Here is a 24,701-nt window from a genome sequence, read left to right on the forward strand (position 1 = left end):
ACGGGGACCGGCGTGAAATGCGCTTGAGCCTCACGTGGCGTGAGGCTTTAGCGTCCGGCGCATGGAATTCGTTGTTCACGACACGCTCACGGCGATGGCCGGCCTGCTCGAGAAGCCGCTGGAGGACCGGCCCGAGGCGCTGCGGGAGATGCTGGCGCCCATGCGTTCGGCGATCCCGGTGCCCGGCGACATCGTCGGCATCCACCACCAGGGCGGCGGCTTCCGGGTCGACGCCGACGACCCGCGCTACCTGCCCGCCGTCCGGCGCATGATCGAGGCCGACGTGCTCGGTCAGGTGCGGCGCGAGCTGGAACGGGCCTCGGACGCGCTGCGCGAGGCCAAGCAGGCGGATTCGCTGCAGGTCATGTTCGTCTTGGGCAATCCCGACGACGAGCACCTGATGAACATCACCGGCGGCTACTACGGCATGGGCGGCTCGCCCGGATGGCTGTATCTGCTGGCCTGGCCGTCGGAGGAGGTGATCGGCAGGATCGCGCACTGCGCGGTGCACGAGTTCCACCACAACGTGCGCTTCACCAACGTCGAGTGGAACCCGGTCACGGTGACCGTGGGCGAGCACGTGGTGGCCGAAGGGCTGGCCGAGGCGTTCGTGCGGGAGCTGTCGGGGCCCGAGGCCATGGGGCCGTGGTCGTCGATGGTGACGGGGGAGGCGTTCGACCGGGCGTACGAGCTGATCATGGCGGACTTCGACCTGGAGGGGATGCGGCACACGTCTGCGTACGTGCTGGGGGACACCGCTGTGCGGAACTTCGGGCAGGAGCCTCGCGGCATTCCCGACATGGCGGGGTACGCGGTGGGGCTGCGGCTCGTCGACCGCGCGCTGGCCGCCACCGGCCTGACCGCCGCCGAGGCCACTCTGCTGCCGGCGGCGGAGCTCATGCGCCGCGGCGGCATCCGCTGACCGCCCCGGCACATCCGCGATTGTGTGTCGAGGGAAATTCGCTCTCGGTGGAATGCGCCGTTAGAGAAATGCGCCGCCAGCGAAAAGATTCCTTCATTCATCGCGTACCGGTCTAGCGTCTTTCACAGAAATACCCGCACAGAAAGGCGACCGTCATGACGGAGACCCAGCGCGCCGCCTGGCCTGACCAGCTCAGCCAGCGTCTGCTGAAGGAACGCATCGTCGTCCTCGGCCAGGAGGTCGACGACGAGATATGCAACCGGCTCTGCGGGGAGCTCCTATTGCTGGCGGCCGAGGACCCTAAACGCGACATAACCCTTTACATCAATTCCCCGGGCGGCTCGGTGACCGCCGGGATGGCGCTCTACGACATGATGCAGTTCATTCCGTGTGACGTGGCGACGGTGGCGATGGGGTTCGCCGCGTCCATGGGACAGCTGCTGCTGACGGCGGGCGCGAAGGGCAAGCGTTACGCGTTGCCCAACTCCCGCGTCGTCATGCACCAGCCGCTGGGCGGCATCGGCGGCTCGGCCAGCGACATCCAGATCCAGGCCGACAACATGATCTACACTAAGCGCCGGATGGCCGAGATCATCGCCCGCCATACGGGCCAGCCGCTGGAGCGGATCCAGGCCGACTCCGACCGCGACCGCTGGTTCACCGCCCAGGAGGCCCAGGACTACGGAATCGTCGATCACATCGCCGAGGGGATGAACTGAGATGAGCGGGCGTTACGTGCTTCCGTCGTTCACGGAGCGGACGTCATACGGGATCAAGGAGATGAACCCGTACAACAAGCTGTTCGAGGACCGGGTGATCTTCCTGGGCGCGCCGATCGACGACACTGTGGCCAACGACGTGATGGCGCAGCTGCTCACGCTGGAGTCGATCGATCCCGACCAGGACATCAACCTCTACATCAACTCGCCGGGCGGGTCGTTCACCTCGATGACCGCCATTTACGACACGATGCAGTTCGTCCGGCCGGAGATCCACACGGTCTGCATCGGCGAGGCGGCCTCGGCGGCCGCCGTGCTGCTCGCGGCGGGCACGCAGGGCAAGCGGGCCGCGCTCCCGCACGCCCGGGTGCTGTTGCATGAGCCGGCGACCGAGGGCGGGCGCGGGCAGGGCAGCGACCTGGAGATCCACGCCAGGGAGATCCTGCGGATGCGTGACCAGCAGGAGGAGATCTTGTCCCGGCACACGGGGCGGTCGTCGTTGGAGATCAGGAAGGACATCGAGCGGGATCGCATTTTCACCGCTGAGCAGGCGCGGTCCTACGGGCTGGTGGACGACATCTACGCCTCGAGGAAGCGCACGCTGGCTCCGGCTCACTGACCTCGTTCCCGCCGAAGGCGGCGCGCCCGTGCTCCGGGCGCGCCGCCTTCGCCACGGTGCGGCTCGTGCGCCGCTCGGATCGCGGCGGGCACCGTGCGTGGTGCCGGTGGCATGATGAGCGGCTCGCATGGCGTGGCGCCGGTGGCTCGGACCGGTGGCTCGGGATCGGTGGCTCGGATCTGTCGCTCGGTGAGGCGCTCGGCAGGTGCGGAAGGCGTGGCCAGGGCCGTGTGCCCGGTTGTGCGGCCGTGGGTCGTGGGTCGTGGGTCTGCTCGGGTCTAGTCGGGGGCTCGGAGCGGGTATGACAGGGGGCGACGGATCGTCCGACGGCGTGGCTGCGTACCCTGCCGAAGGATTCCGGCGTCATCTGGCGCGACATCGTCGTCCGCCGCCCTCCCGTCCGATTCCACCCCCCACCGCGCCCGTCTTCGCCGAGGCCGCCGGGGCCGGCGCGCTGCCGTCGTGCCGCCCGGGCCGACGTCCAGGCCGGGCGCGGACCGATGGGCGAGCCTCGCCTCGCCGACCTGGAGGTCGCCTGATGACCGTGGAGCACGAGGTAGAGGCCGGGGAACTGCGCGCCTGGATCGGCGGGTGCCGTGCCGAGATGCTCACCGATCTGGCCGCGTACGTGTCGCTCGAGACGCCCAGCAACGACAAGGCGCTGCTGGATGCGGCCCTGGACTGGCTCGATGGCTACCTGGAGGCCCGGCTCGGCCCGCCGACGGCCACCCGGCGGATCGACGGCGGTCTGCTCGGCGACGTCGGCGGCCGCGGTGACGGCGGCGTCTACGGGGACGTCCGCATCAACGACTACCCGGGCCGGGGTGGCGCCCCGGTCCTGCTGCTGGCCCATTACGACACGGTCTGGCCGGCGGGGACGCTGCGCTCCTGGCCGTTCACCCTCGACGGCGACCGGGCCACCGGGCCCGGCGTCTTCGACATGAAGGCGGGCCTGGTCCAGCTCGTGTGGGCGCTGCGCGCGCTGGAGGCCGCGGGGCTGCCGCGCCCGCCGCTGCGGCTGCTGCTCAACGGCGATGAGGAGATCGGCAGCCCTGCCTCACGGCCGTTGATCGAGGAGGCGGCTCGGGATGTGGCGGCCGTGCTGGTGTTCGAGGCCAGCGCGGAGGGGGCGTTGAAGACGGCGCGTAAGGGGGTGGGCATCTTCCATCTGACCTTCACCGGCGTGGAGGCGCACGCCGGGCTCGAGCCTGCCAAGGGCGCCAGTGCGATCGACGAGCTGGCCAGGGCCGTGCTGCGGCTGCACGACCTGGCCGGCCCGGGCGCGGGCACCACCGTCAATGTGGGCGTCGTCTCGGGCGGCACCGGCTCCAACGTGGTCGCCGGCGCGGCGCGCGCCGAGGTGGACGTGCGTGTCGCCAGCCGGGCCGAGGCCGAGCGGGTGGACGCCGCCCTCGCCGGCCTGCGGCCCCATGATGCCCGGGCGTCCATCGAGGTGCGCGGAGGATGGAACCGTCCTGTCATGGAGCGCGGGCCCGGCACGGCTCGCCTGTTCTCCCTGGCGCGTACGGTGGCTGTGGACATGGGCCTGGATCTGCGGGAATGCGCGGTCGGCGGGGCCAGCGACGGCAACTTCACCGCCGCGCTCGGACTGCCCGTCCTCGACGGCCTGGGCGCCGTCGGCGCCGGGGCGCATGCGCGGCATGAGCACATCAGCGTGGAGGGCATGATCGAACGTGCCGCCTTGACCGCGGGTCTGCTCCGGGCCCTGGCCATGGAAGGCTGATCGGCCCCGTCGGGGCGGGAAATAGCGGCGAATGTGGCGCTTGTACACTCTTGGGGTTTCTTGGGGGGAATCGGGGGAGTGGCGTGCCGCTGGAGCAGGTCCTGGTGTTGCTGGTCGCGGCGGCGGGCGCCGGGTGGGTCGATGCCGTCGTGGGCGGTGGCGGGCTGTTGCAGCTGCCCGCCATCCTGATCACGGGGATGCCCCCCGTCGAGGCGATGGCCACCAACAAGCTGTCGTCCGTCTTCGGCACCACGTCGGCCGCCGTCGCCTACGCTCGCTCCACCAAGCTCGACCGCCAGGTGGTGATCCCCGGCGCGGGGATGGCCGTGCTGAGCGCCGGCCTGGGGGCGTGGGCCGCGGCGGCGATCTCGGCCGAGGTGCTGCGGCCCGCCGTCATGGTGGTGCTGCTGGCGGTGGCGGCGTTCGTGACGTTGCGCCCGTCCTTCGGGGCGGTGCCGCAGCCGCACCTGCGCACCAACGCCAGGGTGGCGGCCGCGGTGGTGGCGGCCGGCGTGGGGATCGCCTTCTATGACGGCATCATGGGGCCGGGCACGGGAACGTTCCTGATCATCGCCTTCACCACCATCCTCGGGCTGGACTTCGTCTCGGCGTCGGCCTCCGCCAAGATCATCAACATCGGGACGAACGTCGGCGCGCTGGTGGTGTTCGGGCTGCAGGGGCACGTGCAGTGGGCGCTGGGCCTCGGCATGGCCGTGTGCAACGTGGCCGGCGCCCAGGTCGGCGCGCGGATGGCGCTCAAGCGGGGCGCCGCCTTCGTACGGATCGTGCTGTTGTGCGTCGTGGCGGCGATGGTGGTCAGGCTGGGCTGGCAGCAATTCGCCTGAGTGCTCGAAGGCACGGGCGACGGCCTGGTCAGCGGTGCCGGCGGAAGGCGTCGGCGGCGGACGTGCCGATGGTCGTCAGCTGGGTGTGGATCTGGTCGATGGTGGAGGGGTCCAGGTCGGCGAGGAGGGCGTGCGCGTGGCGCCAGTGCTCGTGGGCGGCCGCGTGGTCGCCGGCGAGGTGGTGGCAGGCGCCGAGGTGGGCGAGGGTGCTGGCCTCGGCGTACGGGTCGCCGAGCTCCCGGAACAGGTCGAGGGCCTGGCGGTAGCAGGGGACGGCCCCGGCGGGGTTGCCCAGCTGGAGATGGGTGTCGGCCAGGCATGACCACGTGTGGGCCTCGTGGGGGCGGTTGCCGAGCTTCTGGTGCAGGACCAGGGCCTGCTCGCACAGGTCGAGGGCATGGCCGTGGTCACCCAGCCGGCCGTGGTGAAAGCCGAGGTCGGTGAGCGCGATGGCCTGGCCGACCTGGTCGCCCAGTTTTCGAAGAGGTCATGGGCGCGGCGGGCGGCGCCGAGCGCGTCGGCCTCCCGGCCCTGGATGCCGTGGACGAGGTTCCGGAAGTGGTGCGTCCACGCCTGACCGGCGGGGTCGTCCTGTGAGCATTCCAGGGCGGCGTCGAGGTTGCGGTGGGCCTCGTCGAAGCGGCCCAGGTCGGCCAGCGCGGCGGCCAGGTTGCGGTGCGCTCGGGTCTCCTCCATGGGGTCGCCCAGCCGCCGGGCGGCGGCCACGGCGGCCCGCTGGGTCTCGGCGCGGTCGTGCCAGCGGCCCCGCCGGTGCAGGAAGACGAACAACGCCTGCGCCAGATGGCAGACATGCCGGTTGAGGCTCAGGTCGGCGGCAAGCTTCAGGGCGGCGAGCAGGGTGGGACGCTCGGCCGTGAACCAGTCCATCGCCGCGTCGGCGCCGTCGAAGCCGGTGACGCAGACGCCCGGGCCGGGCGCGGCTGGGGCGATGGTCTCGAGGCGCCCGTGGAGGCACTGCGCCGCGGCGTGCGCGGTGTGGACGTAGTGGTCCACGATGCGGTGCCGCGCGGCGTCCCGGTCGGCGTCGCCGGCCTGGCAAAGTTCGGAGGCGTAGGCGCGCAGCAGGTCGTGGCACGAGTAGCGGCCCGGGGCATGCTCGGTGAGCAGGTTGGCGCGGGTCAGCTCGGCCAGCGGCGCGCGTACCAGCGAGACCGGGACGCCCGCCAGGCTGGCGGCGGCGTCGATCGTGCTGCCGGGACCGGGATGCAGCCCGGCGACCAGCCGGAACAGCCGCGCCGCCGCGTCGCCGAGCGTCTGGTACGACCACGAGAAGATCGCCCGGACGTTGACGGCGCGGTCCAGCGCGCCGAGCGTGTCCGCGAGCTCGGCGGCGAGCGCGCCGAGCGGATGGGTGGGATGGATCGCGGCGCGGGCGGCGACGATCGCCAGCGCCAGGGGCAGCCCGTCGCAGCGGCGGACGATTTCTTCGGCGGCGGCGGGCTCGGCGGCGATCCGCTCCTCGCCGACCCGGCGGGCCAGCAACCGCTTGGCCTGGTCCGGCGGCAGCAGGTCGAGGGTGAGGGGATGCGCGCCGTACGTCATGACCAGTCCGGCGAGGTGATCCCGGCTGGTGACCACCACCAGGCAGCCGGGCGTCCCGGGCAGCAGCGGGGCGACCTGTTCGGCGTCGCGGGCGTTGTCCAGCAGCACCAGCATGCGCCGCCCGGCCAGCAAGCTGCGCAACAGGCCGGCCTGCGCGGACGGCCCGTCCGGGATGCGGTGCGGCGGCACCCGCAGCGCGTCGAGGAACTCGCGGATTGCCGCCGCCGGTCGTACGGGCTGTCGTGACGGGTCGTATCCGCGCAGGTCGATGAAGAGCTGGCCGTCCGGGAAGCCTCCGGCGACCTGGTGCGCCCATTGCACGGCCAGCGTGGTCTTCCCGACGCCGGCCGTGCCGGCGAGCACCGCGATCAGCGCCGACCGGGCCCCTGTCCCGCCCGTCGGGCTGAACAGCGCGTCCAGTGCGGCCAGCTCGGCCTCCCGTCCGGTGAATCCGTCGACGGCGGCGGGCAACTGCCTGGGCATCGTGCGCTCGCCGGGCGGAGCGCCGCCGGCGAGTAGGTCGGCGTGGACCTGCCGCAGCTCGGGGCTGGGATCGGCGCCGAGCTCCTCGGCGAGCCGGCGCCGGATCGTCTCGTACCGCTCCAGCGCCTCGGCGGGACGGCCGGCCGCCTCCAGGACCCGCAGCAGCCGCACCCAGAGCGATTCGCGCAGCGGATGCCGTTCGGCCGGCCCGGCCAGCTCAGAGGGGTCGGGTTGCTCTCCTCTGGCGAGGTCCAGGTCGGCCCGCCGCTCGAGCGCGGTCAGGTACCGCTCCTGCAGCGCCGCGGCCACGGACTGCTCCAGCCAGTCCGACCGGATCCCGTCGAAGGGCGTGCCGCGCCACAGCGCCAGCGCGGCGGTCAGCCGGGACCGCTCGGCCACCGGGTCCTGGGCCGCCCCGGCCTCGTCGAGCAGGCGGCCGAATCGGAGCGCGTCCACGTGGTCCGGCTCGGCCGCCAGCAGGTAGCCACCCGGCCGGGCCGCGATCAGGTCCGCGGCGCCGAGGGCGCGGCGCAGCCGCTTGACGTTCGTGCGGACGTTGGCCCGGGGGTCGCCGCGCGGATCCGTACCCCACACGGCGGCCGCCAGCCTGTCCGTCGGGACGGTACGGCCCGCCGACATCCCCAGCACGGCCAGCACCACGCGCAGCCGCCCGGCCGGCAGTTCCACAGGCTGCCCGGCCACCGACACGCGCAGTGGCCCGAGCAGCTCGACCGTCAGCACGCGGATCGCACCTCTTCCCTGGGCCCGTGGCGGGTTTCACCGGACTGTCACAACTCTGCCACCGCGATCGGCCAGGCTGGCGATCATCCACCAACGAAGGAGCTGTCATGAGCAAGGTCATCGCGGGAATCTCGATGTCGCTGGACGGGTTCGTCACCGGGCCGAACGTCACCCGCGAGCGACAACTGGGCGACGGGGGCGAAGTCCTGCACCGGTGGCTACACGAACCGGACCCGCGCGACACCGAGCTGCTGGCCGGGATGCGCGGGGGTGCGGGCTCGATCCTGATGGGCCGGCGGTCCTACGACCTGCCCGAGGGCGACGGAGGGTGGGGTGACGGCGGCCCGGCCGGCCCGGCGCCGTGCTTCGTGCTCACCCACAACCCACCGGCCCCGGACACGGTCCGGGCGCCGTCGGTCTTCACCTTCGTCACCGACGGCGTCCACAGCGCGGTGGAGCAGGCGAAGGCGGCGGCGGGGGACAAGGCGGTCGCCGTGCACGGCGCCAGCGCCGCTCAGCAGTGCCTTGCCGCGGGCCTGCTGGACGAGATCCAGATCCATCTGGCCCCGGTCCTGCTCGGCGGCGGCACCCGGCTGTTCGAGCATCTGGGCGGTCGATTCCTGCTCGAGCGCACCGAGGTGGTCGGCAGCCCGAACGCCACCCACCTGCGATTCAGGGTGATCCGTTGACGAGGTCAGCCCACGGGCTCGGCCGCCCGTGCCCGCAGAGCGGTGGCGGTCAAAGCGACGAAGGCGGCCAGCAGTGCCGGGATGGCCAGCGCCCGCGGCAGCCCGGCCACCTCGCCGGCCGCCCCGATGAGCACGGGCCCTGACAGGAACCCCAGGTAGCCGATGGAGGCCACGCGCGCCAGCGCCCGCCCGGCGAAGGCCGGATCGCGGTGCCCCGCGGCCGAGAACACCTGCGGCACGATGCACGACAGTCCCGCCCCGAAGCAGCCGAACCCGGCGACACCCACGACTGGGCCTGCCGCCGGATGACCGCCGAGCAGCGCCAGCCCGAGCCCGATGGCGGCGAGCAGCCCGCAGCAGCGCACCAGCGGCACCGGCCCGAATCTGGCCGCCAGCCGGTCGCCCGCCAGCCGGCCCGCGGTCATCATGAGGGAGAACGCGGCGTACCCGGCGGCGGCGAACCCCGGCGAGGCGCCCAGGTCTTCACGCAGGTAGACCGAGCTCCAGTCGGCCGCCGCCCCCTCGCCGACCAGGCAGCAGAACGCCAGCACGCCCAGGAACAGGGTCCCCTTGGGCAGCCCGCTCCCGCCCGCCGAGGCCGATGCACCGGAGGGGACCGGCCGCAGCGCCCACCTCGCGGCCCGCCACGCGAGCGCCGCGATGACCAGCCCCAGTGTCCAGAACGTGGCCGCGGGCGTCAGCGCCAGGTGCGCGAACAGGCCGCCGGTAGTGGCTCCGGCGAACCCGCCGATGCTGAAGACGGCGTGGAAGGACGACATGACCGGCCGCCTGCAGGCACGCTCGACCTCGACGGCGTTGGCGTTCATGGACACGTCCAGCACCCCGTGCGCGATCCCGAACAGCAGCAGCGTCCCGGCCAGCACGCCGAGGTCCGGCGCGTATGCGGACGGGACCAGGACCAGGCCCTGCACCAGGGCCGCGGGGATCATGACGCGGTGGCTGCCGTGCCGGTCCACCAGGCGGCCCACCGCCGTCATGCCGATCATCGCGCCGGCGGCGATGGCCAGCAGGGCGAGGCTGAACTGGCCTTCGCCGAGGCCGAGGCGTTCCTTGATGGCGGGGATGCGGGCGGTCCACGTGCCGATGGCCGCGCCCGCCAGGAAGAACAGCAGGTAGACAGCCGTGCGTTCGCGCCCCATCGGGCCTCCCCTGAAGCGCCTCATCGGGCCTCCCCTGAAGCGCCTCATCTGGCCGTCCTGCGGACGTCTCATCCGGTCTCCCCGGCGGCGGCGACCTCCCTGACCGCCACGCCCGCCGCCACCAGGGCGTCCCGTTGCTCCCGGGGGATGCCGGAGTCGGTCACCACCACGTCCAGCCGCGAGATCGGGCAGACCGCGCCGAACGCCGTACGCGAGAACTTGCCGGAGTCGCACACCACGATCACCCGCCTGGCCGCGGCGATGGCCGCCTGCTTGACCGCGACCTCGGGCAGATCGTGCGCCGTCAGGCCGTGCTCGGCCGACAGCCCGCAGCAGCCGATCACCGCCGTGTCGAACCGCAGCGCCTTGATGGAGCTCTCGGTCAGCGGTCCCATGACGTTCAGCTCGCCCTTGCGTACCTCGCCGCCGGGCAGCACCAGCCGCACCCGGGGCGCGGCGGCCAGCAGCGAGACCGCCTGCAGGGCCAGCGGCAGCACGGTCAGCCGGCGATCGGCCAGGGCGCGGGCCACGTCCAGCGCTGTCGTGCCGCCGTCCAGCACCACCGCCTCGCCGTCGGCGATCAGGGCGGCCGCCTCGGCGCCGATGCGCCTCTTGGCCTCCACCGCCTCGCGCTCGCGCACGCCGAACGGCGGCTCCTCACCGCGCAGCAGCAGCGACAGCGCGCCGCCCCTGACCCGCCGCACCACCCCTTGCTGGGCGAGCTCGTCGAGGTCACGCCTGATCGTCATCTCCGACACGCCGTGTTCGGCGGCGAGCTCGGCGACCGAGACGCTGTCCTGTGCGCGCAAGGCGTTCATGATGAATTGCAAACGTTCCACGTGTTCATACAAACACGACTCATGTGCGCAATACAATGGCGGGTATGCGCGCCAGCCGCCTGCTCTCCCTCCTCTTGCTGCTTCAGACGCGCGGCCGCATGACCGCGCCCGAGCTGGCCGCCGAGCTGGAGGTGTCGGTCCGTACGGTCTACCGCGACGTGGAGGCGCTGTCGGCGGCCGGCGTACCCGTCTACGCCGATCGCGGGCCGGTGGGCGGATATCAGCTGCTGGACGGCTACCGCACCCGGCTCACCGGGCTGACCGCCGAGGAGGCGTCGTCGTTGTTCCTGGCGGGGTTGCCGGGGCCGGCGGCGGAGCTGGGGCTGGCGGAGGTGGCGGCCACCGCGGAGCTGAAGCTGCTGGCCGCGCTGCCGCCCGAGCCGCGCTCGCACGCCTCGCGCATCCGGGAGCGGTTCCTGCTGGACGTGCCCAGCTGGTATCGCTCGGGCGACGACGTGCCGCATCTGAGCGAGGTGGCCGAGGCGGTGTGGGAGCAGCGGCCGCTGCACATGACCTACCGCCGCTGGGGGCAGCAGGAGGTCGATCGGGTGATCCACCCGTACGGGCTGGTGCTCAAGGGCGGGTCCTGGTATCTGGTGGCCGCTCCGCCGGGGGGCTCGCCGCGCACCTACCGGGTGGCGCGCGTCCTGACGCTGGAGACGCTGCCGGGGCACTTCCCGCGGCCGGAGGGGTTCGAGCTGGGCGCGTTCTGGAGCGCGTACGCCAAGGAGTTCCGCGAGCGGATGTACACCGCCGAGGTCGTGATCAAGCTCGCGCCGGGACGGGGCGAGCTGCTGGCGTACACGATGGGCCGCGACGTCGTCGACGCCGCCCTGGCGGCGGCCGGGGAGCCCGATCCGGAGGGCTGGGTCACGCTCACCCTGCCGGTGGAGTCGCTCACGCACGCGCGCTGGCTGCTGCTGCGTATGGGGGCGGATGTCGAGGTGCTGGAGCCGGCGGAGCTGCGCACGATGATGCGGGAGGCGGTCGCCGAGCTGAGCAAGCTCTACGGCTGAAAATCCGGGCGCGTTCCGGGACGGTGTTCTGCCAGGATGCCCGGCATGTATCTTCTCGCGTTCGCGGGCGCGTGCGTCCTGGTGGCCATGGTGCCCGGGGTCAGCACCGCCGTCATCCTCCGCCAGACCCTGCGGTCCGGTCGCGGCAGCGGCCTGGCGGCCACGCTGGGCAACGAGACCGGCATCCTGCTGTGGGGCCTGGCCGCGGCCTTCGGGCTGTCGGCGCTGCTGGTGGCCTCCCAGCTCGCCTACGACGTCATGCGGGTGATCGGCGCCGTGGTGCTGGTCGTGATGGGCGCGCAGGCGCTCTGGCAGGCCCGCAAGGGCGCGCCGCCTGCCGAGGTGGCCACGGCGCCGGGGTGGCGCGGGGCGTACCTGGCGGGAGTCGGGACGTGCCTGGCCAATCCGAAGGCGGCGGTGTTCGCGATGTCGTTCCTGCCGCAGTTCGTCCCGGCGGGGCAGAACGTGCCGGTCACGCTGGTGACGCTGGCCGTCGTGTGGGTGCTCATCGACCTGCTGTGGTACGGGCTGCTCATCTGGGCGGTGGCCAAGGCCAAGGACTGGCTGGGCCGCCCGGCGGTGCGGCGCCGGCTGGAGCAGATCTCCGGGCTGGTGCTGATCGGGCTGGGCGTGCGGCTGGTGGTGGAGTCGCGGTGACGATCTGGCACGCAGAGCACGGCGCGGGTGAGCCGGTGGTGCTGCTGCATTCGACGGCGGCCGACTCCGGTATGTGGCAGGGGCAGGTGGAGGCCCTGGCCGAGCGGTTCCGGGTGATCACGGTGGACTTGCGCGGGTACGGCCGCACCCCGTACCGGGCCGAGGCCCCCTACAGCGACGCGGCGGACGTGGCCGAGGTCCTGGCCGGGCTGGGCGTGCGCCGGGCGGCGCTGGTCGGCTCGTCGGGCGGCACCCGGGTCGCGCTGGAGCTGGCGGAGGCCGGGCTCGCCGACCGGCTGGTGCTGCTCAATCCCGTCGCCGGCGTGCCACCGACCTCCGACGTGCGGGCGTATTGGTCGGAGGAGGGGCGGCTGCTGGAGGCGGGCGACCTCGACGGTGCGGCCGGGCTGACCGTGCGCACCCTGCTCGGGCCGCACGCGCCGGCCACGGCCCGGGAGCGGCTGGCGGCCATGCAGCGTCACGCGTACGAGCTGCAGCTGGCCGCCGACCCTGAGCCGGAGCAGGTGCAGACCGAGCTCACGCCGGCGGCGATCGACGTTCCGGCGCTGGTGGTGGTCGGGGCGCACGACCTGGAGTGGTTCCTGCGGTGTGCCCGCCACCTGGCCGGCGAGCTGCCGCAGGGGCGGCTGGTGGAGCTGGATTGGGCCGGGCATCTGCCCGCCCTGGAACGGCCGGAGGAGATCGCGCGGCTGCTGCTGGATTACCTTTAGTGCATGACGAACGACCTGGCGACCTTGATGCGGCAGGCGCAGGACGATGATCCGCTGCTGGCGCTGCAGGCCACGACCGCGCTGCGCCGCGAGATCGAGCGCCTGGAGGCGGTCCAGGTGCGGCGGGCCCGCGTGGCGGGGCTGGCGTGGGCGCAGATCGCCGACGCGGTCGGCGTGAGCAAGCAGGCCGTGCACAAGAAATACGGCCGCCGCTAGCCCACCCACTGGTCGGCGTACCAGCGCAGGACGATGTTCCAGGAGTAGCCGCGCCGGATCCGCCCGGCCACGTCGGGCGGCAGCGTGTCGAGTCCGCGGTGCTCCAGCACGACCTCGGTGCCGCCGTCGACCGGGCTGAAGGCCACTTCGATCTCCATCCGGCCGGTCTCGTTGATCAGGTCGGCCCAGACGAGGCGGTGCGGCGGCTCCCAGGCGAGGATCTTGCCGGTGTCGACGTGGCCGCCGTCCGACCACAGCTCGCGCAGGTAGCCGTCCTCGAACCTGATGCCGACCGCGCGGGCGGGGTCGACCCAGCTGTGGCGGCCGCGGACGTACCAGCTGTCGATCTCGTCGGTGAAGATCCGGAACGCGGTCGCCGGGTCGACCGGGACGGTGACGCCGGCCCGGACCGTGTTCACGGCGTGTCCTTCCGTGTGCGTTCGACGTGTTCCTTGAACGAGCCCAGTTGCTCGCCCCAGAACGCCTGCACCTGGTCCAGCCACGCCTGCAGTGCCGCGAACGGCTCGGGGCGCAGCGTGTAGAGGCGCAGCCTGGCGTCCGTCCCGCCGGTCTCGGCCTGCACGAGCCCGCCGGCCCTCAGCACGCGCAGGTGCCTGCTGAGGGCGGGTGCGCTCATCTGGACGACCTGGGCCAGCTCACCGGCCGGGCGCGGGCCCTCGCGCAGCAGGTCGATCACCTTGCGCCGGGTCGGGTCGGCGAGCGCCGCCAGAGTGACGTCCAGATCGTTAACGTCGTTGTTAATATTTGCCTGCTTCCGTTAGGCTGTTGATGCTTAACGATAGCGGCAATTATTGCGGAGGTTCGTATATGAATGTCGAGCTCGGCTACTACACGCTGTCCGTGCCGGACCTGGACCGGGCGGCCGCCTTCTACGGGCCCTTGTTCGGCTGGGAGTTCACCCGCGAGCACGAGACGTACCTGCACGTCACCAACACGGCCGTGCCGATGGGCTTCGTCAGCGGCGGGCCGTCCACGCAGCCGAACCTCTACTACCACGTGAGCGACATCGACGCGGCCGTCGAGCAGGTGCGCAAGCTGGGCGGCAGCACCGGCGAGGTGTTCGCGAGCAAATCGGGCCGCGGCTGCTCCTGCACCGACGACCAGGGGACCCAGATCAGCCTCTGGGAGCCCGGCCCCGGCTACGCGTAGCGCTGATGGGCTAGGCGGTCGTCGGCCGCTTGGCGTAGTCGGACATGCCGCCCGCGAAGTCGTAGACGACGCACTGCTCGTCGCCCACCACCCAGGCGTCGTGTCCCGGCGGGCAGACGAACACCTCTCCCGGGCCGATCTCGGCTTCGCTGCCGTCGTTCATCCGGATGCGCAGCCGTCCCTGGACCACGAACCCGTTGTGGTGGACCTCGCAGGAGTCCGTGCCCACGATCGGTTTGACCGACTCCGACCAGCGCCAGCCGGGGTCGAACGTGGCCACCCCGAAGGTGAGCCCGCTGAGGTTGCACACCTCTAGGTGGCCCCGCGGGAAGTCGCGGCGTTCGTCGGGCTTGTCGATGCTCTTGACCTCGATCATGACTCCCCCTTCCGTCAGATCCAGTCTTCCACCGCGACTATGCCGCTACAAGGAGCTGACCTGCGCAAACCTCTGATGGCGAGCCCGCCGGGGTTTGCGGTGGACGGTGATGCGCGGGCCGGCGGCGGCCATGATGGAGGCATGGCTTCATGGCAGGAGTTCGAGCGGCAGGCGCCGGAACTGGCGGCGGTGGCGCGCAGGCTGATGGACGGTTACCGGCACAAGGTGCTGGCGACGCTGCGCAAGGACGGAGCGCCGCGGGTCAGCGGCATCGAGACGAGCTTCAAGGACGGCGAGCTGTGGACGGGGTCGATGTCGGGCGCGGTCAAGGCGGCCGACCTGCGGCGCGATCCGCGGATGGCGCTGCACGTCACCTCCCGCGACCCGGAGGGCTCCGATCCTTCGACGTGGGAGGGCGACGTCAAACTGGCCGGGCGGGCGGTGGAGATCGCCCGGTCGGACGTGCCGGCGTCGTTCGAGACGCCGGAGCCGGGTTCGCACCTGTTCAGGATCGAGCTGACGGAGGTGGTGTGGACCAGGGTGGAGGCGGACGAGCTCGTCCTGGACACCTGGCGTGAGGGGGTGGGAGTGCGGCAGATCCGCCGCAAGTGATCTACATTGTAAAGGCGCCGGGGCTAGTGCACGGAGAAGCCGCCGTCGACGAAGAGCATCTGGCCGGTGACGAAGGCGCTGGCGTCGCCGGCGAGGAACACCGCCGCTCCGGCGAAGTCCCGCGGCACGCCGTTGCGGCCGACCATGTGGCGGGCGGCGAGGGCTTCGACGCGGCCGGGGATGGCCTGGGCGGGCTCGGTCAGCGGGGTGAGCACGAATCCGGGGATGATCGTGTTGACACACACGCCGCGTGCCGACCACGCCTCGGCCTGGGAGCGGGTCAGCCCGGCGAGGGCGGCCTTGGCGGCGCCGTAGACGCCGCTGTCGCCGAAGGCGCTGATCGTCTGCTGGGAGCCGACGTTGATGATGCGGCCCCAGCCGCGTGCGGCCATCGCCGGCCCGAAGTGCTGGCCGAGGAGGTAGGGGGCGGTGAGGTTGACGGCGATGGTCTGCTCGTAGTCGTCGGCGGTGAGCTCGGCCATCGGCTTGCGGATGTTGTTGGCGGCGTCGTTGACGAGGATGTCGATGTCGCCGGCGGTGTCGCAGACCCGCTGGACGTCGTCGCGCTCGCCGAGGTCGGCGCTGATGCGGGTGGCGCTGACGCCGTGTTCGCGCAGCCGGGCGGCGGCCTGGTCGAGTTCGTGCGCTCTGCGGGCGACCAGCACGACCTCGGCGCCGGCCCGGCCGATCGCCTCGGCCATGGCGTAGCCGATGCCGGAGCTGCCGCCGGTGACGAGGGCGCGGCGGCCGTGGAGGGAGAACAGCTCCCGCAGGTAGTCGGACATGATCGGAGAAGCTAGCACCCTGCGTGCCCCCGGGAGCGGCCGGGGCTGCGCGGGGTGTGCCGGGTGGTGGTGCGCTGTGCCACGGGCCGGGCGGGCGCTCGTACTATCGGCACGTCCGAGGGAGAGGCGGGGGGATGGCCACGCGCGAGCGGCCGCGGCGGGTGACGATCGCCGATGTGGCGCGCCATGCCGGGGTGTCCACGACGGCGGTGTCGAAGGTGCTGCGCAGCGCCTATGGGGTCAGCCCGGCCATGCGCGACCGGGTCAAGGCCGCGATCGAGGAGCTCGGTTACCGGCCGCAGGCGGAGACGCGGGCGATCGAGGCTCTGGTGGACCGGCAGGTGGACGGCATCCTCATGATCGCGCCGGGGGTGGGGCGGGCGCGGCTGGAGGAGGTGGCCGCGCAGATGCCGATGGTGGTGCTGGGCCCGCATGAGAAGTCGGCGGTGTACGACGCGGTCTACGACGGTGACGAGCTGGGCGCGGAGCTGGTCGTGTGGCATCTGATCGGGCTGGGGCACCGGCGGATCGCGCACATCGGGAACAAGCCCGGCGCCCGGGGGCGTGGCCGGGTGGAGTTGGAGTCGATCAGGGCGGCGACGTACGAGCGGGTGATGCGTGAGCACGGGCTGGACGCTGAGATCGCGATGGCGCTGACCTCCTATACCGAGGAGGGCGGCTATGAGGGGGCGCGTGAGCTGCTCGGCCGTTCCCCGCGCCCGACGGCGATCTTCGCGGGGATGGACCTGGCGGCGTTGGGGGCGCTGCGGGCGTTGCATGAGGCGGGGTTGCCGGTGCCGGCGGATGTGTCGCTGGCCGGTTACGACAACACGCGGCTGGCGGCGGTGTCGACCATCTCGCTGACGAGTGTGGATCAGGATGGGGCGGTCATGGGGCGGACGGCGGGGCGGCTGCTGCTGGAACGCATCGAGGGCCGGACGTCGTCGGTGCGTTTCTCGGTGACGCCGACTCTGGTGCCCCGTCGCTCCACGGCCCCTCCCGCCCCGGAGGCGTAGGGCGGCAGCCGCGCTGTCGCATCTGGCGGGGGCGGGGCGGGGTGCGTGGGCGCGTAGCGAGGTTTGCGCGCGGGCGCGGGTGGGGAGTATGCTCCAATGCCCACATTGGGCACGAGCTCCACAATCCTCCGGTTAGGAGTATACCACCGAATGACTAATCGTCAAGATGGTCGCGCGGAAGCTCTTGACACCGAGCAGCGGCGTGTGTCGTGGCTGTACGGGCTGCTCGACGTCACCAGGCAGCGGGCGCAGGCGGCGCTGCGCGAGGTGTACGGCAGGGGCGGCGGCACCCGCCAGGCGATGGTCGAGCGCGAGGCGCTGGCCTCGGAGCAGGCGCGCAGGCTGGCGCAGCTGAACGCGGTCGAGCGGGGCCTGTGCTTCGGCCGCATCGACGACGGTTCGGGCGGCAGCGTCTACATCGGCAGGATCGGGCTGCGTGACGAGCGGCACGAGTCGGTGCTGATCGACTGGCGGGCGCCGGCGGCGCGGCCGTTCTACGTGGCCACGGCCACCGATCCGCGGGGCCTGGTGCGGCGCAGGCACCTGCATCTGAAGGATCGGGTGGTGGTCGGCATCGACGATGAGGTGTTCGACCTGGAGGGGATGAGCGAGGGGGAGCGGCGCACGCTGGTGGGCGAGGCGGCGCTGCTGGCGGCGCTGCGCCGGGGGCGGACGGGCCGGATGGGCGACGTGGTGGCCACCATCCAGACCGAGCAGGACCGGGTGATCCGCGCCTCCTGGCAGGGCGCGCTGGTGGTGCAGGGCGGCCCGGGCACCGGCAAGACGGTGGCGGCGCTGCACCGGGCGGCGTTCCTGCTCTACACCCACCGCGACACGCTGGAGCGGCGCGGCGTGCTGGTGGTGGGCCCCAACGCGATGTTCCTGCGCTACATCGGGCAGGTGCTGCCGGCGCTGGGGGAGACGCAGGTGGTGATGACGACGGTCGGGGAGATGTTCCCGGGGGTGCGGGCGGTGGCGGCCGACGGCCCGGCCGCGGCGGTGGTCAAGGGCGACGTGCGGATGGCCGGGGTGGTGGCGCGGGCGCTGGAGCTGCGCCAGCGGGTGCCGGAGGGTGACCTGGTGGTGGAGCTGGACGGCCTGGCGCTGCGGGTGCCGCACGCGGTGTGCGTGCGGCTGCGCCATCGGGCGCGGGCGGTGCGGCTGCCGCACAACATGGCGCGCAAGCTGTACGTCACCGAGATGCTCAAGGAGCTGGCCAGGGCCGAGGCGCGGGCGTTGGAGGAGTCGCTGCACCTGGAGGAGCTGGCCAACGGCGATCCGGAGATGGAGGAGCTGGCCGAGCCCCTCGACCTGGAGGGCGATCTGGACGAGGTGGATCTGGACCTGGCCGCGCGGCGGCTGTGGCAGGAGCCGCAGGTGCGGCGCGCGGTCGACGACCTGTGGCCGGAGCTGACGCCGCAGCGGCTGATCGGCGAGCTGCTGTGCTCGCCGGAGACGCTGTGGTCGGTGGCGCCGCCGGGCCTGGACTGGCAGACGCTGGTGCGGCCGGCCGGCGCGCCGTGGACGGCCGGGGACGTGCCGTTGCTGGACGAGGCGGCCGAGCTGCTGGGCGAGGACGACTCGGCGCGGCGGGTGGCGGCCAGGCGGGAGGAGGAGCAGCAGGCCGAGCGGCTGCTGTACGCCGACGAGGTGCTGCACAGCACGGGCGTGCTGGAGGAGGGCATCTTCGAGCGGGCCGACGTGCTGGCCGAGCGGCACGCCGACGACGGGGCGGAGCTGACCACGGCCGATCGGGCGGCGGCCGACCGCTCGTGGGCCTATGGGCACGTGATCGTGGACGAGGCGCAGGAGTTGTCGGCGATGGCCTGGCGGATGGTGATGCGGCGGGTGCCGGCCAAGTCGCTGACGGTGGTGGGCGACCTCGCGCAGACGGGGTCGGCGGCGGGGGCGCGCTCGTGGGCCGAGGTGCTGGACCCCTACCTGGAGGGCCGGTGGCGGGTGGAGCACCTGAAGGTCAACTACCGCACGCCGGCGGAGATCATGGAGGTGGCGGCGCAGGTGCTGCGGGCCTTCGATCCGGGGCAGGAGCCGCCGGAGTCGGTGCGGACCGGCGGGGCGCGGCCGCGGGCGGTGCGGGTGCCGGTCTCGGGCCTGCCGGCCCTGGTGAAGGAGGAGCTGGCCGCGATCGGCGAGGGCCGGGTCGGCGTGGTGACCTCCGAGGCGGTCCATGAGGAGGCGGCGCGGCTGTGGCCGGGCGGGGGCCTGGACGCGCCGGTGGCGGTGCTGACGGTGGAGCAGGCCAAGGGGCTGGAGTTCGACGCGGTCGTGGTGGTGGATCCGGCGGGGATCCTGGCGCAGTCGCCGATGGGCGGGCGGGACCTGTACGTGGCGGTGACGCGGGCGACGCGGCGGCTGACGGTGGCCTATGAGGGCGACCTGCCGGACGTCCTGTCCCGCCTGACGAAGAAATCTACAACGTAAAGGCGGCGGGCCGGGCCATTGACCCATCCCTCGGAAAACAGCCGGCAGCGACGAAGGGGGTCACTGGTCCGGCTCGCTGTCGAGTTTGTCGGCGACGGCCCGGATGGCGCGGGTGGCCTGGTCGAGGTTGCGCAGGGTCTCGGTGTCGAGGTGCTCCATGATGCGGCGCAGCTGGCCGGCGCCGGTGTCGTTGATGTCGGCGACGAGGGTGGCGCCGGCGGTGGTGAGCTCGACGCGGCGGACGCGGCGGTCGTGGGGGTCTTCGCGGCGGCTGACGAGGCCTTGGGCGATGAGGCGGTCGACGATGCCGGTGACGGTGCCGAGGCCGACGCCGAGGCCGGCGGCGAGTTCCTGGCCGGAGGCGGAGCCTTCGGCGGACAGCAGCATGATGACCCTGAACTGGCGCATGGTGAGGTTGGAGTCGAAGAGCGACGATCGCTGCTGGGCGAACAGTCGTCCCAGGTCACGTTGTGTTTCGGTGATCCGCCGGATCAGGTCTTCGCGTTCGTCGTTCACTGCCGCCCTCTCGTTCCTGAGAAGGTTATCAGGAATGCTCGGTTGATCTAAATATTCGTACGAGGCGAAGTGTTAGTCTGGGGCGAAACTCTGGAGAGGGAGCCCCTATGACCGCTTTCGCCAGGTTGAGCCTGGTCAATCGGACTCTTGTCGTCTTGGTGGCGTTGGTGGTGAGCGCGTTCGGCGTGTTCACGATTCCGCAGTTGAAGCAGCAGTTGCTTCCGTCGTTGTCGTTCCCCGGCGCTTTCGTGGTGGCGCCGTATCCCGGCGCGTCGCCCGAGATCGTGGAGGAGCAGGTCACCAAGCCGATCGAGGACTCCTTCCAGGGGCTGGAGGGGATGGAGCAGATGACCTCCACCTCCCGGGAGGGCATGGCGTCGATCCAGGTCGCTTTCGCCTACGGCACCGACGTGGAGTCGTCGCTGAGCAAGATGCAGCAGGCCGTCAGCAGGGTGACGCTGCCCGACGGGGTGGAGCCGCAGGTGACGGCGGGCAGCACCGACGACCTGCCGGTGCTGGTGCTGGCGGTGGGCGACGGCGGCGACTCGCGGGCGATGGCCGACAAGCTGCGCCGGATCATGGTGCCGGAGTTGCAGGGCGTGGAGGGCGTGCGGGAGGCGGCGGTCACCGGCACCCGCGACGAGGTGGTGACGATCGAGCCGGACGCCGACAAGATGAAGGACAAGGGTGTGTCGGCGGCGCAGATCCCCGACGTGCTGAAGGCGAACGGCACTCCGATCCCGGCGGGCACGCTGACCGACGCGGGCAAGACGCTGACGGTGCAGGTGGGTGCGCGGGTCGACTCGGTGGAGAAGCTGAAGGGCCTCTACCTGACGCCCGCCCAGCCCCAGCAGACGCCGGCCCAAGGTCAGCCCCAGCAGGGTCAGCCCCAGCAGGGTCAGCCCCAGCAGGGTCAGCCCCAGCAGGGTCAGCCCCAGCAGGGTCAGCCCCAGCAGGGGCAACCTCAGCAGGGTCAGGCGCAGGGTCAGGGCGGGTTGCCGCAGCAGGTGGCGAAGCCGAAGCCGCTCAAGCCGGTCAAACTGGGCGACGTCGCGGAGATCAAGCGGGGGCTGGCTGACGCGACGACGATCACCCGTACGGACGGCACGTCGAGTCTGGGCGTGTCGGTGACGATGATGCCGGACGGCAACGCGGTGACGATCTCGCACGAGATCCGGGAGAAGCTGCCGGAGCTGACCCGGGCGCTGGGCGACAGCTCCGACACGCAGGTGTCGGTGGTGTTCGACCAGGCGCCGTATGTGGAGCAGTCGATCGAGAGCCTGACCACCGAGGGCCTGCTGGGGCTGGCGTTCGCGGTGCTGGTCATCTTGGTGTTCCTGCTGTCGGTGCGCTCGACGCTGGTGACGGCGGTGTCGATTCCGCTGTCGGTGGTGATCGCGCTGATCGTGTTGTGGGCGGGCGACTATTCGCTGAACATGCTGACGCTGGGCGCGCTGACGATCGCGGTGGGCCGGGTCGTGGACGACTCGATCGTGGTGCTGGAGAACATCAAGCGGCATCTCGGCTATGGCGAGGCACGACTACAGGCGATCTTGACGGCGGTGCGTGAGGTGTCGGGCGCGGTGACGGCCTCGACGCTGACGACGGTGGCGGTGTTCGCGCCGATCGCGATCGTGGGCGGCATGGTGGGCGAGCTGTTCGGCCCGTTCTCGATCACGGTGGCGGTGGCGTTGCTGGCCTCGCTGGTGGTGTCGCTGACGGTGGTGCCGGTGCTGGCGTACTGGTTCCTCAAGACGCCGGAGCTGACGCCCGAGCAGGCGCGCAAGCAGCGGGAGGAGGCCGAGGCCAAGGAGTTGCGTTCGCCGTTGCAGCGGGCCTATCTGCCGGTGTTGCGGTTCGCCACCCGGTTCAAGCTGGTGACGGTGCTCATCGGGGTTGCGGTGTTCGTCGGCACGATGGGGCTGGCCGGCGGCCTGCGGACGAACTTCCTGGACTCCTCGGGGCAGAACACGATCTCGTTGTCGCAGCGGATGCCGGTCGGCACGGACCTGGCCACCACCGACAAGGCCGCCCAGCAGGTCGAGGACGTGCTGGCGGGCGTGGAGGCGGTGGAGACGTACCAGGTGAACGTCGGCGGGGGCGGCGGCGGCTTCGGGGGCGGCGGTTTCGGCGGGGGCGGCAGCGCCGCGGACTCGGCCTCGTACTCGGTCACCCTCAAGGACGGCGCCGACACGCCGAAGGTCGAGCAGGAGCTGCGCGACAAGATCGCGGGCCTGTCCGGCGTCGGTGAGGTGACCGTGGGCGGGGGCGGCGGCGGGTTCAACTCCGACACGGTCAGCGTGATCGTGCGCGCGCCCGACATCGCGACGTTGCGTACGGCGAGTGACGAGGTCACGCGGGCGATGGGCGAGGTGTCCGGGCTGCGGGACGTGTCGTCGAACCTGGAGGCCGGGGCGCCGCGGGTCGAGGTCGTGGTCGACCGTGAGGAGGCGGCCGAGCGCGGCCTGTCGGAGGCGCAGATCGGGCAGGCGGTGGCGCAGGCGTTCCGCGGCGCGCCGCTGGGTCAGATCACGCTGGACGGCCGTGCCAGCGATCTGGTGCTGCGGGGCGCGGACGCGCCGGAGGACGTCGAGGCGGTCGAGGATCTGGAGCTGGCCACGGCGGCGGGGACGGTGAAGCTGTCGACGGTGGCCGACGTCAAGGAGGTGGCCGGTCCGACGCAGGTGACCAGGATCGACGGTGAGCGTTCGGCCACGGTCTCGGCCAAGGTCGCCGACGCCGGGAACCTGGGCGCGGTGACGCAGACGCTGACGACGACGCTGGACGGGCTGCAGCTGGGCTCGGGCGCCTCCTATGAGATGGGCGGCGCGTCGGCCGATCAGGCGGACGCGTTCGCCGATCTGGGGCTGGCGATGCTGGCGGCGATCGCGATCGTGTTCATGATCATGGTGGCGACGTTCCGCAGCTTCATCCAGCCGGTGATCCTGCTGGTGTCGATTCCGTTCGCGGCGACGGGCGCGGTCGGGCTGCTGGTGGCCACCGACACGGCGCTGGGTGTGCCGGCGCTGATCGGCATGCTGATGCTGATCGGGATCGTGGTGACGAACGCGATCGTGCTGATCGACCTGATCAACCAGTATCGCGAGCAGGGCATGGGCGTGGTCGAGGCGGTGATCGAGGGCGGCCGGCGGCGCTTGCGGCCGATCCTGATGACGGCGGTGGCCACGATCTGCGCGCTGACGCCGATGGCGCTGGGCGTGACCGGGTCGGGCGGGTTCATCTCGCAGCCGCTGGCGATCGTGGTGATCGGCGGGCTGATCTCCTCGACGCTGCTGACCCTGGTCCTGGTGCCGACGCTGTACACGGTGGTGGAGCGGACGAAGGAGCGGATGCGGCGCACGCCGGCCGCGCCTGCGACCGAGGAGCCGGAGGAGAAGGTTCTCACGCCGGCCACGTGAGTCGTCTCGCGCGCGCCCGCACGGCCTGGTGCCGTGCGGGCGCGCTCTTTTTTGTGGGGGTGTCCGCCCGGTCGGATTCCCCTTGACAGGTTGATCATGTGCCGTTCATACTCCGTCGAAACGCTTCACTGAGTTTTTCCGACCTCCCCCTTCACGACCCGGGCCTTGAGCGTCATCTCGGTTGTCAGGCCCGTTTTGTTTTCATGCATGCCACCCCCCAGGGCGCAAGGAGTGACGTCTCGACATGCATTCGGGAGCGTTAAAGCGAAACGCACGACGAGGGATTTTCGCGGTCCTCGCCGTCATGCTGGTGGGGGTGACGGGTGCCAATCCGGCATTCGCCCACTGGAACGGCACCGGCCAGGACATCGCCAGCATCGCCATCTACCCCTACAGCTATAACAGCACCTGGCAGACGCCGATGAACGCGGCGCTGTCGAATTGGAACGCGACCGCCAGCCCGGCCAATTTCTACAAGAGCACGTTATCGGGTTCGACGATCACGGCGAGCTCGTACAGCGACACCTGGTATGGGTACTACCAGCGGTGCGGGGGCTCCTGCATGTACATCCGGCTGAACTCCCGGACGATCAACAGGGACGCGTCGAACTTCGCGAATTTCGTCACGAGCACGCTCGTTCACGAGTTCGGGCACGCGTTGAATCTCGCGCACAACTCGCTCACGTCGATCATGAACACGAGCCGGAACCGTAATACGATGACGAAACCCCAGTCGCATGATGTCGCCGACGTCAACTCCTACTACTAAAGGAGGCCGTGCCGTGTTGAGGCGTCTTGGCGCGCTCGTCTGCGCTGCGGTGTTCGTGACCGCGTGCTCGGCTCAGGCCGAGCCCGTTCTCTATCGCGCCGACTATCCCCACTACGAGAGCGCGGACGCGCTCTTCGACAAGGCGACCCTGGTCGTCGAGGCCCGCATCGTCGGGGCGCCGCGTTATCTCCGGCAAGTGGCGGCGCCTGATCCGGCCGTGACGGATCCGAAGCTGAATCCCCAGGCGGGTGCCCCGCCCGCGGCGGCGGCTCAGCCCGAGGGCCCGCCGACGATCATCACCGTCTCCACCGCCCAGGTGCTGAAGGTCTTCAAAGGCCAGGCTCAGGTGGGGCAGTCCATCGAGGTCAAGGAGCTGGGGGGCGTCTTCGAGGGCGTGACCTACGCCGAGGAGCACACCACGCCGTTGAAGCAGGACAGCGGCTACATCCTGTTCCTGGAAACCTTCCCCGACTCGCCGGCCGCGCTGCTCAACCCCGTCCAGGCGAAGTATCCGCTGGACGCGTCCAGCAATCCCGCGCCGCTGCCGGAGAACACCATCAAGCTGACGCGTGCCGAACTGGAGACGATGTCCTGAGGAGCTGCCGCTCCCCAGGGGGCAGGCGTGCGCGCCGCTGACCGTGGTCTGAACGGT

At 71.6% G+C, this 24,701-nt stretch carries 25 protein-coding genes and 1 pseudogene; 17 read left to right on the forward strand and 9 right to left on the reverse strand.

Annotation, left to right across the window (positions count from 1 at the left end; translation table 11 throughout):
• Positions 1 to 61 precede the first annotated feature (61 nt).
• The 5 genes from ACTWQA_RS41380 to ACTWQA_RS41400 all read left to right on the forward strand — a co-directional run bounded on the left by ACTWQA_RS41380 (position 62) and on the right by ACTWQA_RS41400 (position 4,849).
• Entirely contained in the window at positions 62 to 922 is an 861-nt protein-coding gene (locus ACTWQA_RS41380) for a DUF2268 domain-containing protein (protein WP_443164352.1), read from the forward strand.
• A gap of 155 nt (positions 923 to 1,077) precedes the next feature.
• Complete coding sequence (locus ACTWQA_RS41385) at positions 1,078 to 1,641, forward strand: ClpP family protease (protein WP_443164353.1); 564 nt, start codon at positions 1,078 to 1,080, stop codon at positions 1,639 to 1,641.
• 1 nt (position 1,642) lies between these two features.
• Positions 1,643 to 2,260 carry an ATP-dependent Clp protease proteolytic subunit gene (locus tag ACTWQA_RS41390; protein ID WP_443164354.1) on the forward strand — a complete coding sequence of 206 codons (618 nt, stop codon included), beginning with the start codon at positions 1,643 to 1,645 and terminating at the stop codon, positions 2,258 to 2,260.
• Between the two features lie 538 nt (positions 2,261 to 2,798).
• Entirely contained in the window at positions 2,799 to 4,004 is a 1,206-nt protein-coding gene (locus ACTWQA_RS41395) for a M20 family metallopeptidase (RefSeq protein WP_443164355.1), read from the forward strand.
• A gap of 83 nt (positions 4,005 to 4,087) precedes the next feature.
• Positions 4,088 to 4,849, forward strand: a complete 762-nt coding sequence (locus ACTWQA_RS41400; protein WP_443164356.1) for a TSUP family transporter — start codon at positions 4,088 to 4,090, stop codon at positions 4,847 to 4,849.
• Between the two features lie 28 nt (positions 4,850 to 4,877).
• Here ACTWQA_RS41400 and ACTWQA_RS41405 read toward each other — a convergent pair whose 3' ends face one another.
• Together ACTWQA_RS41405 and ACTWQA_RS41410 are read right to left on the reverse strand one after the other, a co-directional pair.
• Positions 4,878 to 5,324, reverse strand: coding sequence for a tetratricopeptide repeat protein (locus ACTWQA_RS41405; RefSeq protein WP_443164381.1), 447 nt, complete (start codon positions 5,322 to 5,324; stop codon positions 4,878 to 4,880).
• A gap of 923 nt (positions 5,325 to 6,247) precedes the next feature.
• Positions 6,248 to 7,636 (reverse strand): annotated as a pseudogene (locus ACTWQA_RS41410) (BTAD domain-containing putative transcriptional regulator); the annotation flags it as partial.
• Positions 7,637 to 7,743: 107 nt separating this feature from the next.
• Between ACTWQA_RS41410 and ACTWQA_RS41415 the strand changes: the two are divergent.
• Positions 7,744 to 8,325: a dihydrofolate reductase family protein gene (locus ACTWQA_RS41415; RefSeq protein ID WP_443164357.1), complete on the forward strand. Its 582-nt coding sequence runs from the start codon at positions 7,744 to 7,746 to the stop codon at positions 8,323 to 8,325.
• Between the two features lie 5 nt (positions 8,326 to 8,330).
• On the opposite strand, the gene ACTWQA_RS41420 is transcribed toward ACTWQA_RS41415, so the two are convergent.
• Complete coding sequence (locus tag ACTWQA_RS41420; protein ID WP_443164358.1) at positions 8,331 to 9,485, reverse strand: MFS transporter; 1,155 nt, start codon at positions 9,483 to 9,485, stop codon at positions 8,331 to 8,333.
• 68 nt (positions 9,486 to 9,553) lie between these two features.
• Positions 9,554 to 10,324 (reverse strand): DeoR/GlpR family DNA-binding transcription regulator, encoded by a 771-nt coding sequence (locus ACTWQA_RS41425; protein WP_443164359.1) that lies wholly within the window; start codon positions 10,322 to 10,324, stop codon positions 9,554 to 9,556.
• Between the two features lie 44 nt (positions 10,325 to 10,368).
• Here ACTWQA_RS41425 and ACTWQA_RS41430 point away from each other — a divergent pair, with 44 nt between their 5' ends.
• The 4 genes from ACTWQA_RS41430 to ACTWQA_RS41445 are packed head-to-tail and all read left to right on the forward strand — an operon-like array spanning position 10,369 to position 12,944.
• Complete coding sequence (locus tag ACTWQA_RS41430; protein ID WP_443164360.1) at positions 10,369 to 11,340, forward strand: helix-turn-helix transcriptional regulator; 972 nt, start codon at positions 10,369 to 10,371, stop codon at positions 11,338 to 11,340.
• A gap of 45 nt (positions 11,341 to 11,385) precedes the next feature.
• Positions 11,386 to 11,997, forward strand: a complete 612-nt coding sequence (locus ACTWQA_RS41435) for a LysE family translocator (protein WP_443164361.1) — start codon at positions 11,386 to 11,388, stop codon at positions 11,995 to 11,997.
• Complete coding sequence (locus ACTWQA_RS41440) at positions 11,994 to 12,728, forward strand: alpha/beta fold hydrolase (RefSeq protein ID WP_443164362.1); 735 nt, start codon at positions 11,994 to 11,996, stop codon at positions 12,726 to 12,728. Before ACTWQA_RS41435 ends, ACTWQA_RS41440 begins: the two co-directional genes overlap by 4 nt.
• A 3-nt stretch (positions 12,729 to 12,731) precedes the next feature.
• Complete coding sequence (locus tag ACTWQA_RS41445) at positions 12,732 to 12,944, forward strand: hypothetical protein (protein ID WP_305918797.1); 213 nt, start codon at positions 12,732 to 12,734, stop codon at positions 12,942 to 12,944.
• On the opposite strand, the gene ACTWQA_RS41450 is transcribed toward ACTWQA_RS41445, so the two are convergent.
• Entirely contained in the window at positions 12,941 to 13,363 is a 423-nt protein-coding gene (locus tag ACTWQA_RS41450; protein WP_327581979.1) for an SRPBCC domain-containing protein, read from the reverse strand. The two genes, ACTWQA_RS41445 and ACTWQA_RS41450, sit on opposite strands and share 4 nt — an antisense overlap.
• Positions 13,360 to 13,707 carry an ArsR/SmtB family transcription factor gene (locus ACTWQA_RS41455; protein ID WP_443164382.1) on the reverse strand — a complete coding sequence of 116 codons (348 nt, stop codon included), beginning with the start codon at positions 13,705 to 13,707 and terminating at the stop codon, positions 13,360 to 13,362. Before ACTWQA_RS41455 ends, ACTWQA_RS41450 begins: the two co-directional genes overlap by 4 nt.
• A 65-nt stretch (positions 13,708 to 13,772) precedes the next feature.
• Here ACTWQA_RS41455 and ACTWQA_RS41460 point away from each other — a divergent pair, with 65 nt between their 5' ends.
• Complete coding sequence (locus ACTWQA_RS41460; RefSeq protein WP_443164363.1) at positions 13,773 to 14,114, forward strand: VOC family protein; 342 nt, start codon at positions 13,773 to 13,775, stop codon at positions 14,112 to 14,114.
• A 10-nt stretch (positions 14,115 to 14,124) separates the two neighbouring features.
• Here the strand turns inward: ACTWQA_RS41460 and ACTWQA_RS41465 are convergent, their stop codons facing one another.
• Positions 14,125 to 14,490 (reverse strand): cupin domain-containing protein, encoded by a 366-nt coding sequence (locus tag ACTWQA_RS41465; protein ID WP_443164364.1) that lies wholly within the window; start codon positions 14,488 to 14,490, stop codon positions 14,125 to 14,127.
• Between the two features lie 141 nt (positions 14,491 to 14,631).
• On the opposite strand from ACTWQA_RS41465, the gene ACTWQA_RS41470 reads away from it, so the two are divergent.
• On the forward strand, positions 14,632 to 15,102 hold the full coding sequence (locus ACTWQA_RS41470) for a pyridoxamine 5'-phosphate oxidase family protein (protein ID WP_443164365.1): 471 nt from the start codon (positions 14,632 to 14,634) through the stop codon (positions 15,100 to 15,102).
• 23 nt (positions 15,103 to 15,125) lie between these two features.
• On the opposite strand, the gene ACTWQA_RS41475 is transcribed toward ACTWQA_RS41470, so the two are convergent.
• Positions 15,126 to 15,887, reverse strand: coding sequence for an SDR family NAD(P)-dependent oxidoreductase (locus tag ACTWQA_RS41475; protein ID WP_443164366.1), 762 nt, complete (start codon positions 15,885 to 15,887; stop codon positions 15,126 to 15,128).
• A 134-nt stretch (positions 15,888 to 16,021) separates the two neighbouring features.
• On the opposite strand from ACTWQA_RS41475, the gene ACTWQA_RS41480 reads away from it, so the two are divergent.
• A complete protein-coding gene (locus ACTWQA_RS41480) occupies positions 16,022 to 16,903 on the forward strand; it encodes a LacI family DNA-binding transcriptional regulator (RefSeq protein WP_443164367.1) in 882 nt (293 codons plus the stop codon).
• 150 nt (positions 16,904 to 17,053) lie between these two features.
• Positions 17,054 to 19,345 (forward strand): HelD family protein, encoded by a 2,292-nt coding sequence (locus ACTWQA_RS41485; protein WP_443164368.1) that lies wholly within the window; start codon positions 17,054 to 17,056, stop codon positions 19,343 to 19,345.
• 60 nt (positions 19,346 to 19,405) lie between these two features.
• Here ACTWQA_RS41485 and ACTWQA_RS41490 read toward each other — a convergent pair whose 3' ends face one another.
• Positions 19,406 to 19,861: a MarR family winged helix-turn-helix transcriptional regulator gene (locus ACTWQA_RS41490; RefSeq protein WP_443164369.1), complete on the reverse strand. Its 456-nt coding sequence runs from the start codon at positions 19,859 to 19,861 to the stop codon at positions 19,406 to 19,408.
• 107 nt (positions 19,862 to 19,968) lie between these two features.
• On the opposite strand from ACTWQA_RS41490, the gene ACTWQA_RS41495 reads away from it, so the two are divergent.
• From ACTWQA_RS41495 to ACTWQA_RS41505, 3 genes are all read left to right on the forward strand, one after another.
• Positions 19,969 to 23,280 carry an efflux RND transporter permease subunit gene (locus tag ACTWQA_RS41495; RefSeq protein WP_443164370.1) on the forward strand — a complete coding sequence of 1,104 codons (3,312 nt, stop codon included), beginning with the start codon at positions 19,969 to 19,971 and terminating at the stop codon, positions 23,278 to 23,280.
• Positions 23,281 to 23,524: 244 nt separating this feature from the next.
• Positions 23,525 to 24,049 (forward strand): hypothetical protein, encoded by a 525-nt coding sequence (locus tag ACTWQA_RS41500; protein ID WP_443164371.1) that lies wholly within the window; start codon positions 23,525 to 23,527, stop codon positions 24,047 to 24,049.
• Between the two features lie 13 nt (positions 24,050 to 24,062).
• Positions 24,063 to 24,644: a hypothetical protein gene (locus tag ACTWQA_RS41505; RefSeq protein ID WP_443164372.1), complete on the forward strand. Its 582-nt coding sequence runs from the start codon at positions 24,063 to 24,065 to the stop codon at positions 24,642 to 24,644.
• The last annotated feature ends 57 nt before the right edge of the window (positions 24,645 to 24,701 follow it).

Source organism: Nonomuraea sp. 10N515B, assembly GCF_052245915.1.
Classification (GTDB): domain Bacteria; phylum Actinomycetota; class Actinomycetes; order Streptosporangiales; family Streptosporangiaceae; genus Nonomuraea.

What these genes read in the sequence shown, in the direction of transcription:
- ACTWQA_RS41380 (WP_443164352.1), top strand. Translation starts at nt 62, where the DNA reads ATGGAATTCGTTGTTCACGACACGCTCACGGCGATGGCCGGCCTGCTC.
- ACTWQA_RS41385 (WP_443164353.1), top strand. Translation starts at nt 1,078, where the DNA reads ATGACGGAGACCCAGCGCGCCGCCTGGCCTGACCAGCTCAGCCAGCGT.
- ACTWQA_RS41390 (WP_443164354.1), top strand. Translation starts at nt 1,643, where the DNA reads ATGAGCGGGCGTTACGTGCTTCCGTCGTTCACGGAGCGGACGTCATAC.
- ACTWQA_RS41395 (WP_443164355.1), top strand. Translation starts at nt 2,799, where the DNA reads ATGACCGTGGAGCACGAGGTAGAGGCCGGGGAACTGCGCGCCTGGATC.
- ACTWQA_RS41415 (WP_443164357.1), top strand. Translation starts at nt 7,744, where the DNA reads ATGAGCAAGGTCATCGCGGGAATCTCGATGTCGCTGGACGGGTTCGTC.
- ACTWQA_RS41420 (WP_443164358.1), bottom strand. Translation starts at nt 9,485, where the DNA reads ATGGGGCGCGAACGCACGGCTGTCTACCTGCTGTTCTTCCTGGCGGGC.
- ACTWQA_RS41430 (WP_443164360.1), top strand. Translation starts at nt 10,369, where the DNA reads ATGCGCGCCAGCCGCCTGCTCTCCCTCCTCTTGCTGCTTCAGACGCGC.
- ACTWQA_RS41435 (WP_443164361.1), top strand. Translation starts at nt 11,386, where the DNA reads ATGTATCTTCTCGCGTTCGCGGGCGCGTGCGTCCTGGTGGCCATGGTG.
- ACTWQA_RS41445 (WP_305918797.1), top strand. Translation starts at nt 12,732, where the DNA reads ATGACGAACGACCTGGCGACCTTGATGCGGCAGGCGCAGGACGATGAT.
- ACTWQA_RS41460 (WP_443164363.1), top strand. Translation starts at nt 13,773, where the DNA reads ATGAATGTCGAGCTCGGCTACTACACGCTGTCCGTGCCGGACCTGGAC.
- ACTWQA_RS41465 (WP_443164364.1), bottom strand. Translation starts at nt 14,490, where the DNA reads ATGATCGAGGTCAAGAGCATCGACAAGCCCGACGAACGCCGCGACTTC.
- ACTWQA_RS41470 (WP_443164365.1), top strand. Translation starts at nt 14,632, where the DNA reads ATGGCTTCATGGCAGGAGTTCGAGCGGCAGGCGCCGGAACTGGCGGCG.
- ACTWQA_RS41475 (WP_443164366.1), bottom strand. Translation starts at nt 15,887, where the DNA reads ATGTCCGACTACCTGCGGGAGCTGTTCTCCCTCCACGGCCGCCGCGCC.
- ACTWQA_RS41480 (WP_443164367.1), top strand. Translation starts at nt 16,022, where the DNA reads ATGGCCACGCGCGAGCGGCCGCGGCGGGTGACGATCGCCGATGTGGCG.
- ACTWQA_RS41485 (WP_443164368.1), top strand. Translation starts at nt 17,054, where the DNA reads ATGACTAATCGTCAAGATGGTCGCGCGGAAGCTCTTGACACCGAGCAG.
- ACTWQA_RS41495 (WP_443164370.1), top strand. Translation starts at nt 19,969, where the DNA reads ATGACCGCTTTCGCCAGGTTGAGCCTGGTCAATCGGACTCTTGTCGTC.
- ACTWQA_RS41500 (WP_443164371.1), top strand. Translation starts at nt 23,525, where the DNA reads ATGCATTCGGGAGCGTTAAAGCGAAACGCACGACGAGGGATTTTCGCG.